The organism is Burkholderia sp. S-53 (genome assembly GCF_025560745.1).
Classification (GTDB): domain Bacteria; phylum Pseudomonadota; class Gammaproteobacteria; order Burkholderiales; family Burkholderiaceae; genus Burkholderia; species Burkholderia pyrrocinia.
Map to the genome: position 1 here is coordinate 21,066 of NZ_CP090483.1, position 16,779 is coordinate 37,844.

General features: G+C 60.2%; 14 protein-coding genes and 2 rRNA genes. 2 read left to right on the plus strand and 14 right to left on the minus strand.

What is annotated here, in order from left to right; genetic code table 11:
* Window positions 1-85: 85 nt before the first annotated feature.
* From LXM88_RS05115 to LXM88_RS05130, 4 genes are all read right to left on the minus strand, one after another.
* Window positions 86-2,967: ribosomal RNA gene (locus tag LXM88_RS05115) — 23S ribosomal RNA — on the minus strand.
* Window positions 2,968-3,366: 399 nt separating this feature from the next.
* Window positions 3,367-4,899, minus strand: a 16S ribosomal RNA gene (locus LXM88_RS05120).
* Together the 16S and 23S rRNA genes form the textbook arrangement of a ribosomal RNA operon.
* A 573-nt stretch (window positions 4,900-5,472) precedes the next feature.
* Complete coding sequence (locus LXM88_RS05125) at window positions 5,473-6,003, minus strand: cytochrome b (RefSeq protein ID WP_262539242.1); 531 nt, start codon at window positions 6,001-6,003, stop codon at window positions 5,473-5,475.
* On the minus strand, window positions 6,003-7,091 hold the full coding sequence (locus LXM88_RS05130) for a catalase family peroxidase (RefSeq protein WP_262539243.1): 1,089 nt from the start codon (window positions 7,089-7,091) through the stop codon (window positions 6,003-6,005). Before LXM88_RS05130 ends, LXM88_RS05125 begins: the two co-directional genes overlap by 1 nt.
* Window positions 7,092-7,248: 157 nt before the next feature.
* Between LXM88_RS05130 and LXM88_RS05135 the strand changes: the two genes are divergently transcribed.
* Both LXM88_RS05135 and LXM88_RS05140 read left to right on the plus strand, forming a co-directional pair.
* Window positions 7,249-7,770 (plus strand): sigma-70 family RNA polymerase sigma factor, encoded by a 522-nt coding sequence (locus LXM88_RS05135; protein ID WP_034183763.1) that lies wholly within the window; start codon window positions 7,249-7,251, stop codon window positions 7,768-7,770.
* Window positions 7,767-8,525, plus strand: coding sequence for an anti-sigma factor family protein (locus tag LXM88_RS05140; RefSeq protein ID WP_262539244.1), 759 nt, complete (start codon window positions 7,767-7,769; stop codon window positions 8,523-8,525). Before LXM88_RS05135 ends, LXM88_RS05140 begins: the two co-directional genes overlap by 4 nt.
* A gap of 722 nt (window positions 8,526-9,247) precedes the next feature.
* On the opposite strand, the gene LXM88_RS05145 is transcribed toward LXM88_RS05140, so the two are convergent.
* From LXM88_RS05145 to LXM88_RS05190, 10 genes are all read right to left on the minus strand, one after another.
* Window positions 9,248-9,433, minus strand: coding sequence for a hypothetical protein (locus LXM88_RS05145; protein ID WP_262539245.1), 186 nt, complete (start codon window positions 9,431-9,433; stop codon window positions 9,248-9,250).
* 15 nt (window positions 9,434-9,448) lie between these two features.
* On the minus strand, window positions 9,449-10,348 hold the full coding sequence (locus LXM88_RS05150) for an Imm72 family immunity protein (RefSeq protein ID WP_262539246.1): 900 nt from the start codon (window positions 10,346-10,348) through the stop codon (window positions 9,449-9,451).
* Between the two features lie 159 nt (window positions 10,349-10,507).
* The gene (locus LXM88_RS05155) at window positions 10,508-10,852 is read right to left on the minus strand and encodes a hypothetical protein (RefSeq protein WP_262539247.1); all 345 of its coding nucleotides are present in this window, start codon (window positions 10,850-10,852) and stop codon (window positions 10,508-10,510) included.
* An 18-nt stretch (window positions 10,853-10,870) separates the two neighbouring features.
* A complete protein-coding gene (locus LXM88_RS05160) occupies window positions 10,871-11,791 on the minus strand; it encodes an RHS repeat-associated core domain-containing protein (protein WP_412524125.1) in 921 nt (306 codons plus the stop codon).
* A gap of 60 nt (window positions 11,792-11,851) precedes the next feature.
* Window positions 11,852-12,178: a hypothetical protein gene (locus LXM88_RS05165; RefSeq protein ID WP_262539248.1), complete on the minus strand. Its 327-nt coding sequence runs from the start codon at window positions 12,176-12,178 to the stop codon at window positions 11,852-11,854.
* Window positions 12,159-12,440: a hypothetical protein gene (locus tag LXM88_RS05170; protein WP_262539249.1), complete on the minus strand. Its 282-nt coding sequence runs from the start codon at window positions 12,438-12,440 to the stop codon at window positions 12,159-12,161. The genes LXM88_RS05165 and LXM88_RS05170 overlap by 20 nt, the downstream gene beginning before the upstream one ends.
* A gap of 451 nt (window positions 12,441-12,891) precedes the next feature.
* Window positions 12,892-13,230: an EamA family transporter gene (locus tag LXM88_RS05175; RefSeq protein WP_262539250.1), complete on the minus strand. Its 339-nt coding sequence runs from the start codon at window positions 13,228-13,230 to the stop codon at window positions 12,892-12,894.
* Window positions 13,227-14,015, minus strand: a complete 789-nt coding sequence (locus LXM88_RS05180) for a class I SAM-dependent methyltransferase (RefSeq protein ID WP_262539251.1) — start codon at window positions 14,013-14,015, stop codon at window positions 13,227-13,229. Before LXM88_RS05180 ends, LXM88_RS05175 begins: the two co-directional genes overlap by 4 nt.
* Before the next feature lie 62 nt (window positions 14,016-14,077).
* On the minus strand, window positions 14,078-15,649 hold the full coding sequence (locus tag LXM88_RS05185) for a hypothetical protein (protein WP_262539252.1): 1,572 nt from the start codon (window positions 15,647-15,649) through the stop codon (window positions 14,078-14,080).
* A 76-nt stretch (window positions 15,650-15,725) separates the two neighbouring features.
* Window positions 15,726-16,661 carry a glycosyltransferase family 2 protein gene (locus LXM88_RS05190; protein ID WP_262539253.1) on the minus strand — a complete coding sequence of 312 codons (936 nt, stop codon included), beginning with the start codon at window positions 16,659-16,661 and terminating at the stop codon, window positions 15,726-15,728.
* Between the last annotated feature and the right edge of the window lie 118 nt (window positions 16,662-16,779).

The following is a 16,779-nucleotide window of genomic DNA, read 5'->3' on the forward strand; positions in this document are numbered from 1 at the left end:
ACCGTCGTACGTCGAGTGTCTTGCACTCGACGCTCGATATCCGTAAGCGCTGAAGCGCTAACGGCTATCGAGACAGACTTGTTATAGGATCAAGCCTTACGGGCAATTAGTATCAGTTAGCTGAACGCATTACTGCGCTTACACACCTGACCTATCAACGTCCTGGTCTCGAACGACCCTTCAAGGGGATCTAGTCCCCAGGGATATCTCATCTTAAGGCGAGTTTCCCGCTTAGATGCTTTCAGCGGTTATCTCTTCCGAACATAGCTACCCGGCGATGCCACTGGCGTGACAACCGGTACACCAGAGGTTCGTCCACTCCGGTCCTCTCGTACTAGGAGCAGCCCCCTTCAAATATCCAACGCCCACGGCAGATAGGGACCAAACTGTCTCACGACGTTTTAAACCCAGCTCACGTACCTCTTTAAATGGCGAACAGCCATACCCTTGGGACCGGCTACAGCCCCAGGATGAGATGAGCCGACATCGAGGTGCCAAACACCGCCGTCGATATGAACTCTTGGGCGGTATCAGCCTGTTATCCCCAGAGTACCTTTTATCCGTTGAGCGATGGCCCTTCCATACAGAACCACCGGATCACTATGACCTGCTTTCGCACCTGCTCGACTTGTCGGTCTCGCAGTTAAGCACGCTTATGCCATTGCACTATCAGCACGATTTCCGACCGTACCTAGCGTACCTTCGTACTCCTCCGTTACGCTTTGGGAGGAGACCGCCCCAGTCAAACTGCCTACCATGCACTGTCCCCGACCCGGATCACGGGCCAAGGTTAGAACCTCAAACAAACCAGGGTGGTATTTCAAGGACGGCTCCACCGAAACTAGCGTTCCGGTTTCATAGCCTCCCACCTATCCTACACAGATCGGTTCAAAGTCCAATGCAAAGCTACAGTAAAGGTTCATGGGGTCTTTCCGTCTAGCCGCGGGTAGATTGCATCATCACAAACACTTCAACTTCGCTGAGTCTCGGGAGGAGACAGTGTGGCCATCGTTACGCCATTCGTGCAGGTCGGAACTTACCCGACAAGGAATTTCGCTACCTTAGGACCGTTATAGTTACGGCCGCCGTTTACCGGGACTTCAATCAAGAGCTTGCACCCCATCATTTAATCTTCCGGCACCGGGCAGGCGTCACACCCTATACGTCCACTTTCGTGTTTGCAGAGTGCTGTGTTTTTATTAAACAGTCGCAGCCACCAGTTTATTGCAACCCCTTCACCCTCCTGGCGCAGGCCAGTCAAGCTACAAGGGCGTACCTTATCCCGAAGTTACGGTACCAATTTGCCGAGTTCCTTCTCCCGAGTTCTCTCAAGCGCCTTAGAATACTCATCTCGCCCACCTGTGTCGGTTTGCGGTACGGTCATCGTTAGACTGAAGCTTAGAGGCTTTTCTTGGAACCACTTCCAATTGCTTCGCTCCCTAAGGAGCTCGCGCCACACCCTTGAATTGCGCACCCGGATTTGCCTAAGTGCCTTCTCCAATGCAGCGACCGGGACTTCCAACACCCGGACAACCTTCCGCGATCCGTCCCCCCATCGCATCTAACAATGGTGCAGGAATATTGACCTGCTTCCCATCAGCTACGCATTTCTGCCTCGCCTTAGGGGCCGACTCACCCTACGCCGATGAACGTTGCGTAGGAAACCTTGGGCTTACGGCGAGGGGGCCTTTCACCCCCTTTATCGCTACTCATGTCAGCATTCGCACTTCCGATACCTCCAGCACGCTTTTCAACGCACCTTCGCAGGCTTACGGAACGCTCTCCTACCATGCGAGCATAGCTCGCATCCGCAGCTTCGGTATATAGCTTAGCCCCGTTACATCTTCCGCGCAGGACGACTCGATCAGTGAGCTATTACGCTTTCTTTAAAGGGTGGCTGCTTCTAAGCCAACCTCCTGACTGTTTTAGCCTTCCCACTTCGTTTCCCACTTAGCTATATTTGGGGACCTTAGCTGGCGGTCTGGGTTGTTTCCCTCTTGACACCGGACGTTAGCACCCGATGTCTGTCTCCCGTGATTGCACTCTTCGGTATTCGGAGTTTGCTATGGCGGGGTAATCTGCAATAGACCCCCCAACCATGACAGTGCTCTACCCCCGAAGGTGAGACACGAGGCACTACCTAAATAGTTTTCGGAGAGAACCAGCTATTTCCAAGTTTGTTTAGCCTTTCACCCCTATCCACAGCTCATCCCCTAACTTTTCAACGTTAGTGGGTTCGGACCTCCAGTACGTGTTACCGCACCTTCATCCTGGCCATGGATAGATCACTTGGTTTCGGGTCTACGCCCAGCAACTGAACGCCCTATTCGGACTCGCTTTCGCTACGCCTGCCCTATACGGTTAAGCTTGCTACTGAACGTAAGTCGCTGACCCATTATACAAAAGGTACGCCGTCACCCCTTGCGAGGCTCCGACTGTTTGTATGCATGCGGTTTCAGGATCTATTTCACTCCCCTCCCGGGGTTCTTTTCGCCTTTCCCTCACGGTACTGGTTCACTATCGGTCGATCACGAGTATTTAGCCTTGGAGGATGGTCCCCCCATCTTCAGACAGGATTTCACGTGTCCCGCCCTACTTGTCGCACACCTAGTTCTTTCATACTGTTTTCGCCTACAGGGCTATCACCTGCTATGGCCGCACTTTCCAGAGCGTTCGGCTAACAATACAAATAAAGAGTGCAAGGCTCATCCCATTTCGCTCGCCACTACTTTGGGAATCTCGGTTGATTTCTTTTCCTGCGGTTACTTAGATGTTTCAGTTCACCGCGTTCGCTTCACTAGACCTATGTATTCAGTCTAGGATGACCCAAAAGGGCCGGGTTTCCCCATTCGGACATCTACGGATCAAAGCTCGTTTGCCAGCTCCCCGTAGCTTTTCGCAGGCTACCGCGTCCTTCATCGCCTGTGATCGCCAAGGCATCCACCACATGCACTTGTTCGCTTGACCCTATAACGAGTCTGTCTCTCCGACAGTCGTTACAGGTTGAGTTTTCGCGTTGTGCCGTATTCCAATTGAGTCAAACATAGAGTTCGAATCATCTTGAGATACATCGATACAATCACAACCCGGATAACTTCCACGTCCATCTCATAGACGCTTCCGCTATCCAAATTACTTACTTCTTCCAGATTGTTAAAGAACGACAGCCGATACATGCTACGTATCACTCTGACTGGCTCAATCGCCAATGAAAAAGACTCGAATCAAACTTCATTCGAATATTTGTCATTGAAGATTATTGAAAGCGGCCGGCATTATAACCGGTTTAACCGCAGACAGATAGAGTTTCTGTTCTTAATCAACAGCCGATAAGCGTGAGCGCTCAACTTCGCGAGATAGCTCTGGAAAGGAGGTGATCCAGCCGCACCTTCCGATACGGCTACCTTGTTACGACTTCACCCCAGTCATGAATCCTACCGTGGTGACCGTCCTCCTTGCGGTTAGACTAGCCACTTCTGGTAAAACCCACTCCCATGGTGTGACGGGCGGTGTGTACAAGACCCGGGAACGTATTCACCGCGGCATGCTGATCCGCGATTACTAGCGATTCCAGCTTCATGCACTCGAGTTGCAGAGTGCAATCCGGACTACGATCGGTTTTCTGGGATTAGCTCCCCCTCGCGGGTTGGCAACCCTCTGTTCCGACCATTGTATGACGTGTGAAGCCCTACCCATAAGGGCCATGAGGACTTGACGTCATCCCCACCTTCCTCCGGTTTGTCACCGGCAGTCTCCTTAGAGTGCTCTTGCGTAGCAACTAAGGACAAGGGTTGCGCTCGTTGCGGGACTTAACCCAACATCTCACGACACGAGCTGACGACAGCCATGCAGCACCTGTGTATCGGTTCTCTTTCGAGCACTCCCACCTCTCAGCAGGATTCCGACCATGTCAAGGGTAGGTAAGGTTTTTCGCGTTGCATCGAATTAATCCACATCATCCACCGCTTGTGCGGGTCCCCGTCAATTCCTTTGAGTTTTAATCTTGCGACCGTACTCCCCAGGCGGTCAACTTCACGCGTTAGCTACGTTACTAAGGAAATGAATCCCCAACAACTAGTTGACATCGTTTAGGGCGTGGACTACCAGGGTATCTAATCCTGTTTGCTCCCCACGCTTTCGTGCATGAGCGTCAGTATTGGCCCAGGGGGCTGCCTTCGCCATCGGTATTCCTCCACATCTCTACGCATTTCACTGCTACACGTGGAATTCTACCCCCCTCTGCCATACTCTAGCCTGCCAGTCACCAATGCAGTTCCCAGGTTGAGCCCGGGGATTTCACATCGGTCTTAGCAAACCGCCTGCGCACGCTTTACGCCCAGTAATTCCGATTAACGCTCGCACCCTACGTATTACCGCGGCTGCTGGCACGTAGTTAGCCGGTGCTTATTCTTCCGGTACCGTCATCCCCCGGCTGTATTAGAACCAAGGATTTCTTTCCGGACAAAAGTGCTTTACAACCCGAAGGCCTTCTTCACACACGCGGCATTGCTGGATCAGGCTTTCGCCCATTGTCCAAAATTCCCCACTGCTGCCTCCCGTAGGAGTCTGGGCCGTGTCTCAGTCCCAGTGTGGCTGGTCGTCCTCTCAGACCAGCTACTGATCGTCGCCTTGGTAGGCCTTTACCCCACCAACTAGCTAATCAGCCATCGGCCAACCCTATAGCGCGAGGCCCGAAGGTCCCCCGCTTTCATCCGTAGATCGTATGCGGTATTAATCCGGCTTTCGCCGGGCTATCCCCCACTACAGGACATGTTCCGATGTATTACTCACCCGTTCGCCACTCGCCACCAGGTGCAAGCACCCGTGCTGCCGTTCGACTTGCATGTGTAAGGCATGCCGCCAGCGTTCAATCTGAGCCAGGATCAAACTCTTCAGTTTAAACCTGTTACTGTTTTCGGTTCTTTCGAACCGGTCGCTCACTCAAAGCTGACAGGAATATGAATCACTTCATAAACCTGACTTACTTTAGTGTGAGACTCTTGATACTTTCGCTTTCTGATCCGAGGATCAGCTCGCTGCCATCAAGCGCCCACACTTATCGGCTGTTAATTTTTAAAGAGCATTCTGCGAGGAACGTCGTGTTTCTCAGCAGCGCTGCGTTTTCAGCAGCAGAGAAGCGAGATTATTAACCGTTTATTCAAACTCGTCAACAACTTTTTTAACTACTTCGTTGCGACGACTGCGGTTTAATTTCGTGTGCACTGGAGTCGCTAAAACCAACTTCAACAGCACCGCTTCCCTTCTTCCCCCCGCGCTTCGTTTCCGTTAGCGCGAAAGAGGCGTGATTCTAAGCACCTGCCCCGGTCTCCGCAACCCCCTTTGTGAAATATTTTTGACATGCTAAGCCGGGAGCCGCTGAGCCGACCCAGTGGTCATATATAAGCGGCTCGGCAAGAGCAGCCTCGGTCGCCCGTCTACCGCCCCGCCGCCGCGAACTCAACCTTCCGTCGATTACCTCCCCACCATCGCCCTCACCACCCCATCCCGCCGAATCAACCCGTGGTACAGCGCCGCGGCAAAGTGCGCGAGGAACGTAGCGAAGAACAAATACGCCAGCACCCGATGCGCGACCCTGAGCCAGGCAAACGTCACCGGATCAGCCGACACCAGCGCCGGCAGCTGCACGCCGCCGCCCAGCGTCGCCGGATACCCGCCGGCCGAAAGCATCGCCCACCCGATCAGCGGCATCGCGACCATCAGCGCATACAGCACGAGATGCGCCCCATGCGCGGCAACCTTCTGCCACCACGGCAGATCCTCAGGCAACGCCGGCGGCTTCGACAAGAACCGCACCACGAGCCGCACACACACCAGCACCAGCACTGCTACACCCAACGGCTTATGAATCGCCACCAGAACCGCATGCCGCTCGGAGACGGACGAAACCATCCCCACCCCGATGAACAGCATCGCGACGATCATCGCTGCCATCACCCAATGCAGCGCCCTCGCCGGCAGACTAAACGTCGTAGAAGTCTTCATCACCGCCCCTCCGAACTCAACTTGGCCACCCCCGCCACGCCAGCCTCTTCACTGGTCCGCCGCAGATACGAATCCGCATACGCCGCCGAGCGCGCCGCCAGCAACGGATCCCCCGACACCTGAATCCCCTGCGGCAGCACCGTCGGGTCGTAATTCACGTCGCGGCACGGCCCGCTGTCCTGCGCCTCCACGCGATCGAGCACGAGCGTGCCCGCATCGATCGTCGTCCGCTGCGCGGGCCAGACCTTCGTCGCGTCGTCCACCGGATCGCCGGGCTCCGCAAGGGTGACCAGCAGCTTCCACTTCTGCGCACCCGCCGCGATGCGTTGCGTCACGTCCTGCTGCAACACGTTCGGATCCGCGGCCGTCGCGACGTCCCCGGCGCCGGCCGTCTGCTCCGGCACGACGCGCCACCTCACCGCCTGCCGCTTGCCCGCCGCGTCGACGAAGTAAAACGCGTTCAGCCCGTAATAACTCTCGGTGACGTAACTCGCGCTCGGTTTCGCACCCTTCACCCACTGCAGGAACGCGGCCGTCTCCGGATGCGCGCCGAAAAACGCCTTCGCCTTCGCCGGATCGGACTTGCCCGTCTTCGGATCGGGCCGGGTCGCCACCGTCAGCTGATAAAACACCTGCGGCGTCGCCACCGGAAACACCGGCATCGCATTCATCCCGGTCCGCCATTGCTCGCCGTCGGGCGCAGTGAGCTTCAGCGCGAGGCTGCGGATCGGCACGCTGCTGTCGGGCGCATACGGATTCCCGCCGGGCAGCGCGAACCGCCCGACCACCGGCGTGCGTACCGCCTTGAAGAACGGCGCGACCGAATACGCGCTCGCGGCCCCGTTGCCTTCGAAGTAACCGGTCACGCACACGCCCTTCGCGTGATTGCGCCGGTAGCCCGGATGGACGCCGCTGTTGGTCTGCAGCGCGTCGACGAGCCGCTGCGGGGTCAGACGCGCCGGCGCGAGCCACCCGCCGGCATACCCGAACGCGACGGCCACGCCGGCCACCGCGCCGCCGATCGCGGCCCAGCGCCACCACCCGCGCCCGGGCTCGCGCTGCGGCGAAGTAGAGGAAGATTGCTTCATAGATGCACTCCCGATCGTCAGATCATTGTCGAACCCGCGTAGGACGCCACCCGCGCCGCTTTATTCCACGAAAAAATTTTTCCTTTGCTTGATGGAATAATCGACGCGGACCGACGTCCTACGCGGCATCTCGACCCTTTCGGCAACCGGCCCGGCCATGCCCTCCACCGCCCTCGACGACGAAGCGTTGCGCGAACTCCTCCCCAGGCTGCGACGCTTCGCGCTCTGGCTGGCGCGCGACGTCCACGCGGCCGACGATCTCGTCCAGTCGACGCTCGAGCGCGCGCTGTCGCGCTGGACGAGCCGCCGCGACGACGCGTCGCTGCGCAGCTGGCTCTTCACGATCCTGTACCGGCAGTTTCTCGACGGCAAACGCAGCGCGAAGCGCTACGCGTGGCTGCTCGGCCGCATCCGCGACGACGACGAAGCGCACTGGCCGTCGGCCGAACGCGAATTCGCGGCGCGCGCGACGCTCGAAGCATTCGGCCGGCTCTCCGACGAGCAGCGCAGCCTGCTACTGCTGGTCGCGGTCGAGGGCTTCACCTATCAGGAAGTCGCCGACCTGCTCGACGTGCCGATCGGCACCGTGATGTCGCGGCTCTCCCGCGCGCGCCAGGCGCTGCGCCAGCTCAGCGACGGCGAGCTTCCCGCTCCTTCTCTCCGCTTGATGAAGAAATGAACACGCCTCCGAACGAACACGACCTTCAGGCCTATGTCGACGGCCAGCTCGACGACGATGCGCGCGCCGCGGTCGAGCGTTATCTCGCGCTGCATCCGGAGCGCGCGGAACAGGTGAAGCGATGGCAGCAGGATGCGCAGCGGTTGAGGGCGGCGCTGGAGAGCGTGCGGATGCCGGCGGACAACCCGGCGCTCGATCCGGCTGCGATTCGCGCACGGCGCGCGGAGCGCACGCGGATGCGGTTTGCGATAGCGGCTTCGTTCGTGTTCTGCGTCGGGCTGGGGACGTTCGGCGGGTGGCAGGCGCGCGGGTGGAACGCGGCGCCGCCCATCGCGCCGATGAGCGATGCGGTCAAGGCTTACCGAATGATGGTGGTCGATCAGACGGCGAAGGTCGATTACCGGCCGACGGGTGCGGGCGATTTGCAAGGGTGGCTCACCAAACGCGTGGGGGCGTCGGCGAGGCTGCCGGATTTGAGCGCGGCGGGGTTCCGGCCGGTCGGTGGGCGGTTGTTCACGACGGACAGCGGCGCTACTGCTGCGATGGTGCTTTATGAGGACGAGGCCGGGCGGACGCTGAGCTTCTATCTCCGGCCAGCGGAATCGGAACATCGGCTGCTGCCGGCCGGGCAACGCGTGGATGGCGCGCTGCTCACGCGGTATGGATCGGTGAACGGGCTCAATTATGCGGTGGTCGGGCCGGCGGGGAGTCTCGGGGAAAAGGCAGTCGTGCAGGCGCTCGATCAGCAGACTTGAGTGGTACGATGCGCGCCCGGCTGGAGGTCGGTGGTTGCCGGCAGGGCCTTATGCGGTGTGGCTCGGCGGACTTGAGTACGCTTGCGCTCATCGGTTGATTGCACAGCGTTCCGACTGACTTTGCCGGCTGGTTTTCCACACCGGTGGAGCGTGTTCGGTACCCTCACCTTTAGAATCACAGGGTTTCGAGTCGCTGCGGAGCAAGATGTCCACATCCATCATGGTTATGCTCCATGCGGACATCGGTCGGTTCGCTCACCTTTGGTCGGCACAGCGTTTCGGGTTGTTTGGGCGCGCGATATCCACAAGGCATTCAATCACGGCGGATCGCGCGAACACTCTCCATATCACCCGCTCTATTCCGGCAAAGCCTTGCCAGACAAGGCGTTCTGGCTGATTCACGTAGCCGAATGCAAGGTGCTCACCTGTTCGATGCACAGCGATTCGATTGGTCGGGTGCGTGAGTTGTCCACATACGGGCCGCCGACAAGCGCACGAGACACGGCGCACATTCCGCATGCGTCCACGTCGTCGAGTCAGCCGTCTCCATCCAGTTGTGCGCTCGCGCATTCGGATCGGCCCTTCACGGTCAGAATTCACCGAAATCCACTCCTGGCCTGCGATCCGGCTGCACGCTCACCTTCTGCTTTCACAGCATTTCGCATCGTTTTGTGCCTTGTTTATCCACATGCGAAGGCCGATCACCTCCACCGCCTCCGAAGTCACTTGGTCAAATAAGTCCCGAGAATCTCGCCCGTCTCCGGCGAAATGACGTGATAGATCGACTTCCCGAGCCGGTTTGCGTCGCCGAGCCCCCGCATGCCGGGAATCAGTTTCGCCATGAACGTAATGCCGATGACGTGATCCTCTGGTTTGGGATCGACCGCGCCGAAATTCAGCTTGCTCATGGTGTTCTCCGAATATCACCGCTCCAGGTTTGTCAGCGACACCTGCCGCGGCTCGAGGAAATACTGCGATTCGTCGGGAATGACGCCGTCCGCGTAGCGACGGTCTTCCCACAGCAATCGCCAGCACGTCGGGATGAACACTCCCGGGAAATCGTCCGTGATGTTCGGCGCACGTGTGCCCCGAATGAAATAATTGAAGCAACCCCCATTACGCAAACCGGGCATGACGATCGGCACGATGCCCGGTCGCCTCGACCACTTGACGACGACAGGCTCCCAGATGCCGTCGCAAGGCACTTTCCGGCCGGTCCAAATGACCGGGCTCACCGCTTGCGGAACCGCGGGCAGCGCCTCCGGAAACACCGGGTACGGAAGCCTGTAGAAGTTGCGCGCATAGGCATCCGGGGACAACAGCCGTCTTGCCGAGCGCAGTTTTGCGAGGTCTCCGAAGTAACCCTCCCGACCGAACGGCGCATACTCCATCTGGTATTCCGATGCGTGCAGCAGTTGGGCCAGCGCGTCGATCTTCGGCGGGTACGGGGCAACCTGCCCACCGCGATCCCAGTAATCGGGATTCGGATAGAAGTAGGCTTCCAAAAGGTCATACTGCCTGGACGCGTGCTGCAGCGGCCCACCGCGCTGCCAGACGTGCCGGTTCCCTCGGGCCAGCTCGGTCAGCCCTCGATCGTAAGCAGCGAGAATCTCGGCGATGATCGGAAAGTGAGTGTCCTGGATGGGCTCCGGATCATCCGCGGGCCACGTGTTCACTGCATGCTCGTACGCATTCGCAAATCGCGCAAACGCATCGCGCTTGCGCGTCCAGAGCGACAGGCTCGTCAGGCGTTGAAGCAGCCAGAAAATCTTGCGCCGCGTGGAATCGTCCGTCATGTCGTACTGCTCGATCGTGTCCGTCATCGCTGACCTTCGCCATTCGCCGCCGATCATGTCGATGCGGTCATCTTGGTTTCACTGAGCAGTCCTGCTCGGCAATCTTCTTGGTCCACGCAGCGCGGCACCGGCTTCGACGCGCAGCGTCTTGCCGGTCATCCATCTCCCGCGATGCGCTTGCCACTCCTACCCTGCATCCTGCCCGGCCATCAATTCCCTCAGGCATTCAACACACGTTGCCGTCAACAATCCGATCGCTGTTTCCATCGACTCGTCGTCGTCGAACCGATAGACGCCTCCTCCTTCACGCGTCCCACCCAATTCAAGCAGTTTCGTCTCTTCGGATTCGAGCATGTAGCCAGGAAACTCGATCTCATCGCGCACTAGCGTTAACGGCACGACCCTGCAGCCACGCTTCCAGTTGCCACGATCGTTGACGAGATCGGACACGGCACGAGTCACGAGCTCGCCTCCGACATGTCCGTGATATGCACAATTCACCAGCGGCATCATTTCACCTTTGATTTCCAATCCGGTCGCCCGGATATCTCATTCCTTCTTTACCTTTGCCTTGAAACCCAGCTTTCCGAGATACCTCATCTGACCCAAGGGCCCCTTCGGAACATCCGCTCCCCCGGCTCGAAGCACATTCGCGACGTGGTCGACACAACTGTTCGTACGCTCGTCATAGGCACCCAACGTCTTTCCAATCTGAGACTGCTGATAGGCCAAGGCTGCCTTTGCGTCAGGCAACGGAACCTCTGCGGTATGCAGAATCGGGTCACCGGTCATATAGCGTTCGCGCCTCTCGTTCACGATCTTGGTGGTTCCGGCCGCGTTGTCCGTCACCTGAAGCGTGTGAACCGACATATAGCCGCTCTCCACCTCTACCGTGTAATGCCCGGTCGCCGAATCGGTGTCGTAGTGCCGGATAATCGCTTTGCCGCCGCACCCGCAACAAGGATCTTCGCTCAGCCCCAGCGGATCGACCCACGCGGTCGGCGCCAACACATAGCGATATTGATTGACGCCCCCCAACAAGCCAATGGGATCGCCACTCACATAGCGTGCTGTCGCGGCGTCGTAGTAGCGGTGACGGTTATAGGCGAGCCCGGTCTCGTCATCCAGTTGCTGCCCCTGAAAACGAATCGCGTTCCGCACCGCGTGCCCGGATGCGCGCGAGACGCGTGAAACAATTTCCTTCGCTTCACCCCACGCCTTGTAAATCGCTTCCCACACAACCTCACCGAGTTCGTCGGTCAGCATCAATGGCGTGCCGACTTGATCGCAGTGGTAGTAATACAGGTGAGCGTCCGCCTCCGAAACCGGAATCCGCTGCAATGGATCGTCTTCGGATGTATAACGTGCCGAACCATCACGCGACGGAGTCGGGATCCCGCTGACAGGTATCCGTGCCGATGGCAAACGATCGGTCCAATCACTGGCTCCCGTTGCGAGAGCGGCTCTCATCACCCTGCTTTTTCTTCGGTTTCATCGTGTATGCAGAAAACGTCAATCCGTCGCGCCGCATTAATGTTGCTCGATGACGTATAGCTCCGGACTGCGCCACGCAATCGACCGGTACCCGCGTCGCACGACACCGATCTCGCGGTAATACTCGACGAGCGCTTGCGGACTCCAGTCGCGGCCCGCGGAAAACAATGCGTCGAGATCGACAAGCGCGGCAACGAGCGAGAGGCGATCGTCATCGTCCACGATCGCGCGTTCCCAGCGATCGGGTTGTCGAGCGAAGCCCAGCCGCACCAGCGCCTCGGCGATGGCCGCCACATCCGTCACGACAACAGCGACATGGCCGGCAACATCCATCACAAGCGTCTCATTGACGGGTGTCTTCATCGATCGCCTCGCCCAGATTGAGCCATCTGACGATCTTCGCGATGTCTTCACCGGACAGCTCGCCAACGCGATCGACACACACCCCGTAGTCCAGATCGAACTTCACGTTGAATCGCTCGCCTTTGTAGCGGCAACACAGCACATCGGCTTCGGGTATCGACACGCGCTGCTCGAACACGATGTCGCCTGGGAATTGCTGCAACCGGTGTACGACTGCATCGATATCGAGCGCGTCGAGCCGGGTCAACGAAGAATCGGTCATTGCCGTGAACCTGTCCGCCAGGTCGTTGCATCCTGAATGCCGGCGATTCTACGGACACGGCAGTCGAACATCCTTCGCATCCCCCACAGCCTGCCGCTTCGTTCATCTGCTCGTCGCACGCAGTGCATATCCTGCCCGGATCACAGTCGCGGGACTGTGCTTATCCAAAGGTGTTAACAGAAAGCGTATACATACGTAGTAACAGTTAACAAACCCTGTGCCCCACAGTGGATAACCTGGTTAACCCCCTGAAAAATCAACGCGATGCGGAACGCATAACCCCGGGCGACGCGCGTGCACAGCTGGCGAAAGCATTGAACAACTTTCCGTCGAATTCGCGGATCGCACAGATATCCTCAATCGTTCCACTGTGAATCCAGATGCTTGCAGAACGGTTATCCATAGGGTGCTGTGGATAACTTGCGATGCAATCCGCACGCCGACCCGCTCGCTATCGAACCGCCGCAATCAGGTACAGCCCGCCGAGGATCATTGCGACGCCTCCCCACTGCGCATACGACACACGCTCGCCGAGGAACACGATTCCGGCCAGAAAGACGAGCACGAACGTGAGCGCGGTGAACGGATACACGACGGTGAGCTCGGCCTTGCTCAGTGCGAAGATCCACAGCACCGTGCCGGCGCCGTAGCAGACCAGCCCGAGCGCGACCCACGCGTTGATGAATTCGGTGAGTGTGTGGCGGCCGTCGGCGCCGACCTTGAACGCGACCTGGCCGGCCGCGGCCAGGAACACGCCGGCCAGAATGAGAACGTAGACGGACAGTCTCACCGGTTTTCCCCGTTGCGCTTCAAGCGATTGACGACCATGCGGCTCTTCAGGACGGCGATGCGGGTCTTGATGCGTACCGGCAGCCAGCGCAGCAGCAGCTTGCGTGCCTTGTAGCCGGGGGGCGACACGTCCGGTACGCCCGAACGGCTGTCGACGAGGTGTCGCCGGATCGCGTCCGGCAGCCGTTCCGCTTCCTCGGCGGCCACGAAGAACAGCAGGTTGTAGCGATACCACGGCTCGATGCGCGTATCCGCGCCGATCAGCGGCCGTACGAAATCGAACAGCAGGTAGCCGCGCCGTGCGAACAGGTCGCGCCAGAACCCGTAGCCCTGTTCGTTGACGTGGTTTTCGCCGCCCTGGCCGGGCACGGCGGCGGAAAACAGCACGCGCTTGCCATGCCGGACGAGATTGTCGACCAGTGCCTCGCTGGACGCCTTCGGCACGTGCTCGCCGACTTCGAGGCACTGGACGAGGTCGAACGACCGCCTGAGATCGAAGGGCTTCGAAATGTCGGCCGGCACGAAGCGGGCCGGGTCGAACAGCAGCACCGAACGATCCACATAGTCGCCGTCGATGCCGGTGACGTCCTGCACGTCGAGCTCGCGATGCACGCTGAGCCACGCACCGGCGCCGCAACCGACGTCGAGGATGCTCGCGGGCCGCAGCAGCGCATTGATGCCCGGCAGTACGCCGCGTGCGGATCGCACCGATCCTTCGCGCTGGTACCGGTAGAAGGTCTCGTCATACGGCCGCGGCGCGTCGTCCGCGATGAATTCAAGTGACATCGCAATCTCCCGATGGCGCGATCGGTGCACGACGCATCGCATGACCTGCGACAGCCGTGCAATCAATCGCCCCGACAAGCCTGTTTCTCATACACCGACCATTCGCCCGCCGTCTTCACGCGCACGACGCGGCAGTCGGGATTGGCGAAAAACGCGTCCGGCAGCGGTGTCTCGGCGCGGACGAAGAAATACCGGTACAGGCGCCCCTGGTGCCGCTGCCAGTTGAAGTGCAGGTACAGCGGCTGCGGCGAGATATCGGACGGCCCGACGCCGGGCAGCCGGTCGAGCCGAAAGCGGACGATCTGCGGCGGAAACCGTGCGGCATTGAAATCGACGAACCCGCGATGCTCGACCTGATACCAGACCGGAAAGTTCTCGTAGACGAACGGGTTGCCGGTGGCCATGCTCGCCTTGTCGACGATGATCCCGAGGCCGCGCTGCGCGGGCTCGATCGCGTTGGCGACCACGTCGAAATCGGCGCTCTCGTCGGCGAAGCGCAGCGCGCGCACGCCTTGCTGCGCGATGAAACCGGCGCAGATCACGGCAAGTATCAGTTGCGTCGTCAGCGCGAGCCACGGCATACCCGCGCGGCCGGGGTCCGCCGGCGCGGGCGCCTGGAACATCAATGCATAGAACGGAAACAGGAACAGCGCGAAGCGCGGAAACAGGAAGAACGTGTTGATCGCGAACATCGGCACGCCGAACCAGACGACGGCCACCACGATCGCCGGCACATAGGCGGCGACGTGCCGGTTTGCCTTTGGCGCCATCAGGAACGGCGCGGAGACGATCAGCAGGAAGGCCGGCAGCAGATAGGTGTCGGCGTTGACGCCCCACGGATAGATCACGGCCGCGACCATGCGCAGCAGCGGATTGACGGTCCAAATCACGGTGAATGGGTACATCGGCGCCAGGTCGACGTCCCGATGCAACACCGTGTACAGCACGGTGACGAACGCGAGGGCCGCATACGGCCACGCGGCGAGCAGCGCGCGCGGTAACGGGCGGGGCCGGCGCGCGAGCAGGAACAACCCGCCGATCGCGTTCGCGAACACGAAGATCAGCCCGTGCGAAAAAAACAGCGCGAGATTCACCAGCGCCAGCACGGCGCCGCGGCGGGCCGTTGGCCGCTCGGCATAATCGAGCGCGAACGCCAGGAAGATCATCGCGACTGGTGCGGCGACCAGGTACGAATAGAAGCCGTATTCGTACGCGAAGCCAAAGAACCCGGGCACGCACAGCCAGTCGAGACGCGGGTCCGCGCCGAGACGCCGGCGCAGCGCGATGTACGCGGCGACGAAACCGTAGAACGACAGCGTCAGCATGACCTTGAACGCGGCCGTGACCGGCATCGCAAACGACAGTACGGCCGCCGCGCCATAGCCGAGCAGGTAGGGCGTAAACAGGTTGATCCGCAGCAGCGGCGCCCACGGCGACTGGCCGAGCAGCAGGTCGTGCAGTGTGGCGACCTGCGCCACGTGCTGCGGAAGATCGACCATCGGCGGATGCGGCGCGAGCCAGAACAGCAGGCCGGCCGCCGCAACCGTCGCAACGAACAGCGCGCGCAACGCGCGATCCGCCGCGCGATACGGCCATGCGCGCGGCAGGCGGCTGCTTACCGTGCAGTCGTCCATCGCGCACACCCGCGGCAGGAAAGGTCCACACGGCCGGCCCGGCGCCGGATCGTTGCGGCACAGGACCGATCGCGCGTCATAGCGTCTTCTCGACGATGAAGCGCGGACGCTGCTTCGTCTCGGCATAGATCTTCGCGACATAACCGCCGATCACGCCGAGGAACAGCAACTGCAGGCCGCCGAGAAAGTACATCGGGATCACGGTGGACGCCCAGCCGGGGACCGAGCGATCGGTGAACAGCCGGATCGACAGCGCCCAGATGCCGCACACGGTCGACGCCAGCGCGAGCAGGCCGCCGACGTACGCACTCCATTGCAGCGGCTTCGTCGTAAACGACGCGACGCCGTCCGACGCGAGCATGATCATCCTGACCAGCGGATATTTGCTTTCGCCGGCGAAGCGCGGTTGCCGGTCGTACTGGACGATCGCGGTGCGGAAGCCGAGCAGCGGCACGATGCCGCGCAGGAACAGGTTGACTTCGCGGAAGCCGCGCAATTCCTCGATCGCGCGGCGGCTCATCAGCCGGAAGTCCGCGTGATCCGGCAAGATGTCGACGCCGAAGCGGCGCAGCAGCCGGTAGTAGGCGCGCGCGCTGACGCGCTTGAAGAAGCCGTCGCTGTCGCGACGCTGCCGCACGCCGAACACGATCTCGGCACCGGCGTGGTATTCGCCGAGCATGCGCGGGATCGCGTCGAGGTCGTCCTGGAGATCGGCGTCGAGGCTGATCAGCACGTCGCCGTTTACCCTCATCAGGCCGGCAAGCAACGCATTCTGGTGCCCGTGGTTGCGCGACAGCTTGAGGCCATGGATGCGCGGATCGGCGGCATGGAAGCCTTCGATCAGCGACCAGGTCCGGTCGCGCGAACCGTCGTCGACGAACGTCACGCCGCTCGCACCGTCGACGACGCCGTCGCCGGCAAGCCGGTCGAGCAGGACCGTCAGCCGGCGTACGGTTTCCGGCAACACGGCTTCTTCGTTGAAGCAGGGAATCACCAGATTGAGCGCGACCATACCCACCCCGATATCGTTATGCACCGGTTGCGGTCTGTCGTCGCGAGAAGCCGCCGGTCCGCGCAATGCGGGACGAGCGGTGCACCATGCGCGCGTGTTTCCTCGCGGCCGGATCGAG

Excerpts from the sequence above, each read along its gene's own strand:
- LXM88_RS05150 (WP_262539246.1), bottom strand. The coding sequence starts at position 10,348 with ATGACGGACACGATCGAGCAGTACGACATGACGGACGATTCCACGCGG.
- LXM88_RS05140 (WP_262539244.1), top strand. The coding sequence starts at position 7,767 with ATGAACACGCCTCCGAACGAACACGACCTTCAGGCCTATGTCGACGGC.
- LXM88_RS05170 (WP_262539249.1), bottom strand. The coding sequence starts at position 12,440 with ATGACCGATTCTTCGTTGACCCGGCTCGACGCGCTCGATATCGATGCA.
- LXM88_RS05165 (WP_262539248.1), bottom strand. The coding sequence starts at position 12,178 with ATGAAGACACCCGTCAATGAGACGCTTGTGATGGATGTTGCCGGCCAT.
- LXM88_RS05190 (WP_262539253.1), bottom strand. The coding sequence starts at position 16,661 with ATGGTCGCGCTCAATCTGGTGATTCCCTGCTTCAACGAAGAAGCCGTG.
- LXM88_RS05180 (WP_262539251.1), bottom strand. The coding sequence starts at position 14,015 with ATGTCACTTGAATTCATCGCGGACGACGCGCCGCGGCCGTATGACGAG.
- LXM88_RS05125 (WP_262539242.1), bottom strand. The coding sequence starts at position 6,003 with ATGAAGACTTCTACGACGTTTAGTCTGCCGGCGAGGGCGCTGCATTGG.
- LXM88_RS05145 (WP_262539245.1), bottom strand. The coding sequence starts at position 9,433 with ATGAGCAAGCTGAATTTCGGCGCGGTCGATCCCAAACCAGAGGATCAC.
- LXM88_RS05130 (WP_262539243.1), bottom strand. The coding sequence starts at position 7,091 with ATGAAGCAATCTTCCTCTACTTCGCCGCAGCGCGAGCCCGGGCGCGGG.
- LXM88_RS05135 (WP_034183763.1), top strand. The coding sequence starts at position 7,249 with ATGCCCTCCACCGCCCTCGACGACGAAGCGTTGCGCGAACTCCTCCCC.
- LXM88_RS05185 (WP_262539252.1), bottom strand. The coding sequence starts at position 15,649 with ATGGACGACTGCACGGTAAGCAGCCGCCTGCCGCGCGCATGGCCGTAT.
- LXM88_RS05160 (WP_412524125.1), bottom strand. The coding sequence starts at position 11,791 with ATGAGAGCCGCTCTCGCAACGGGAGCCAGTGATTGGACCGATCGTTTG.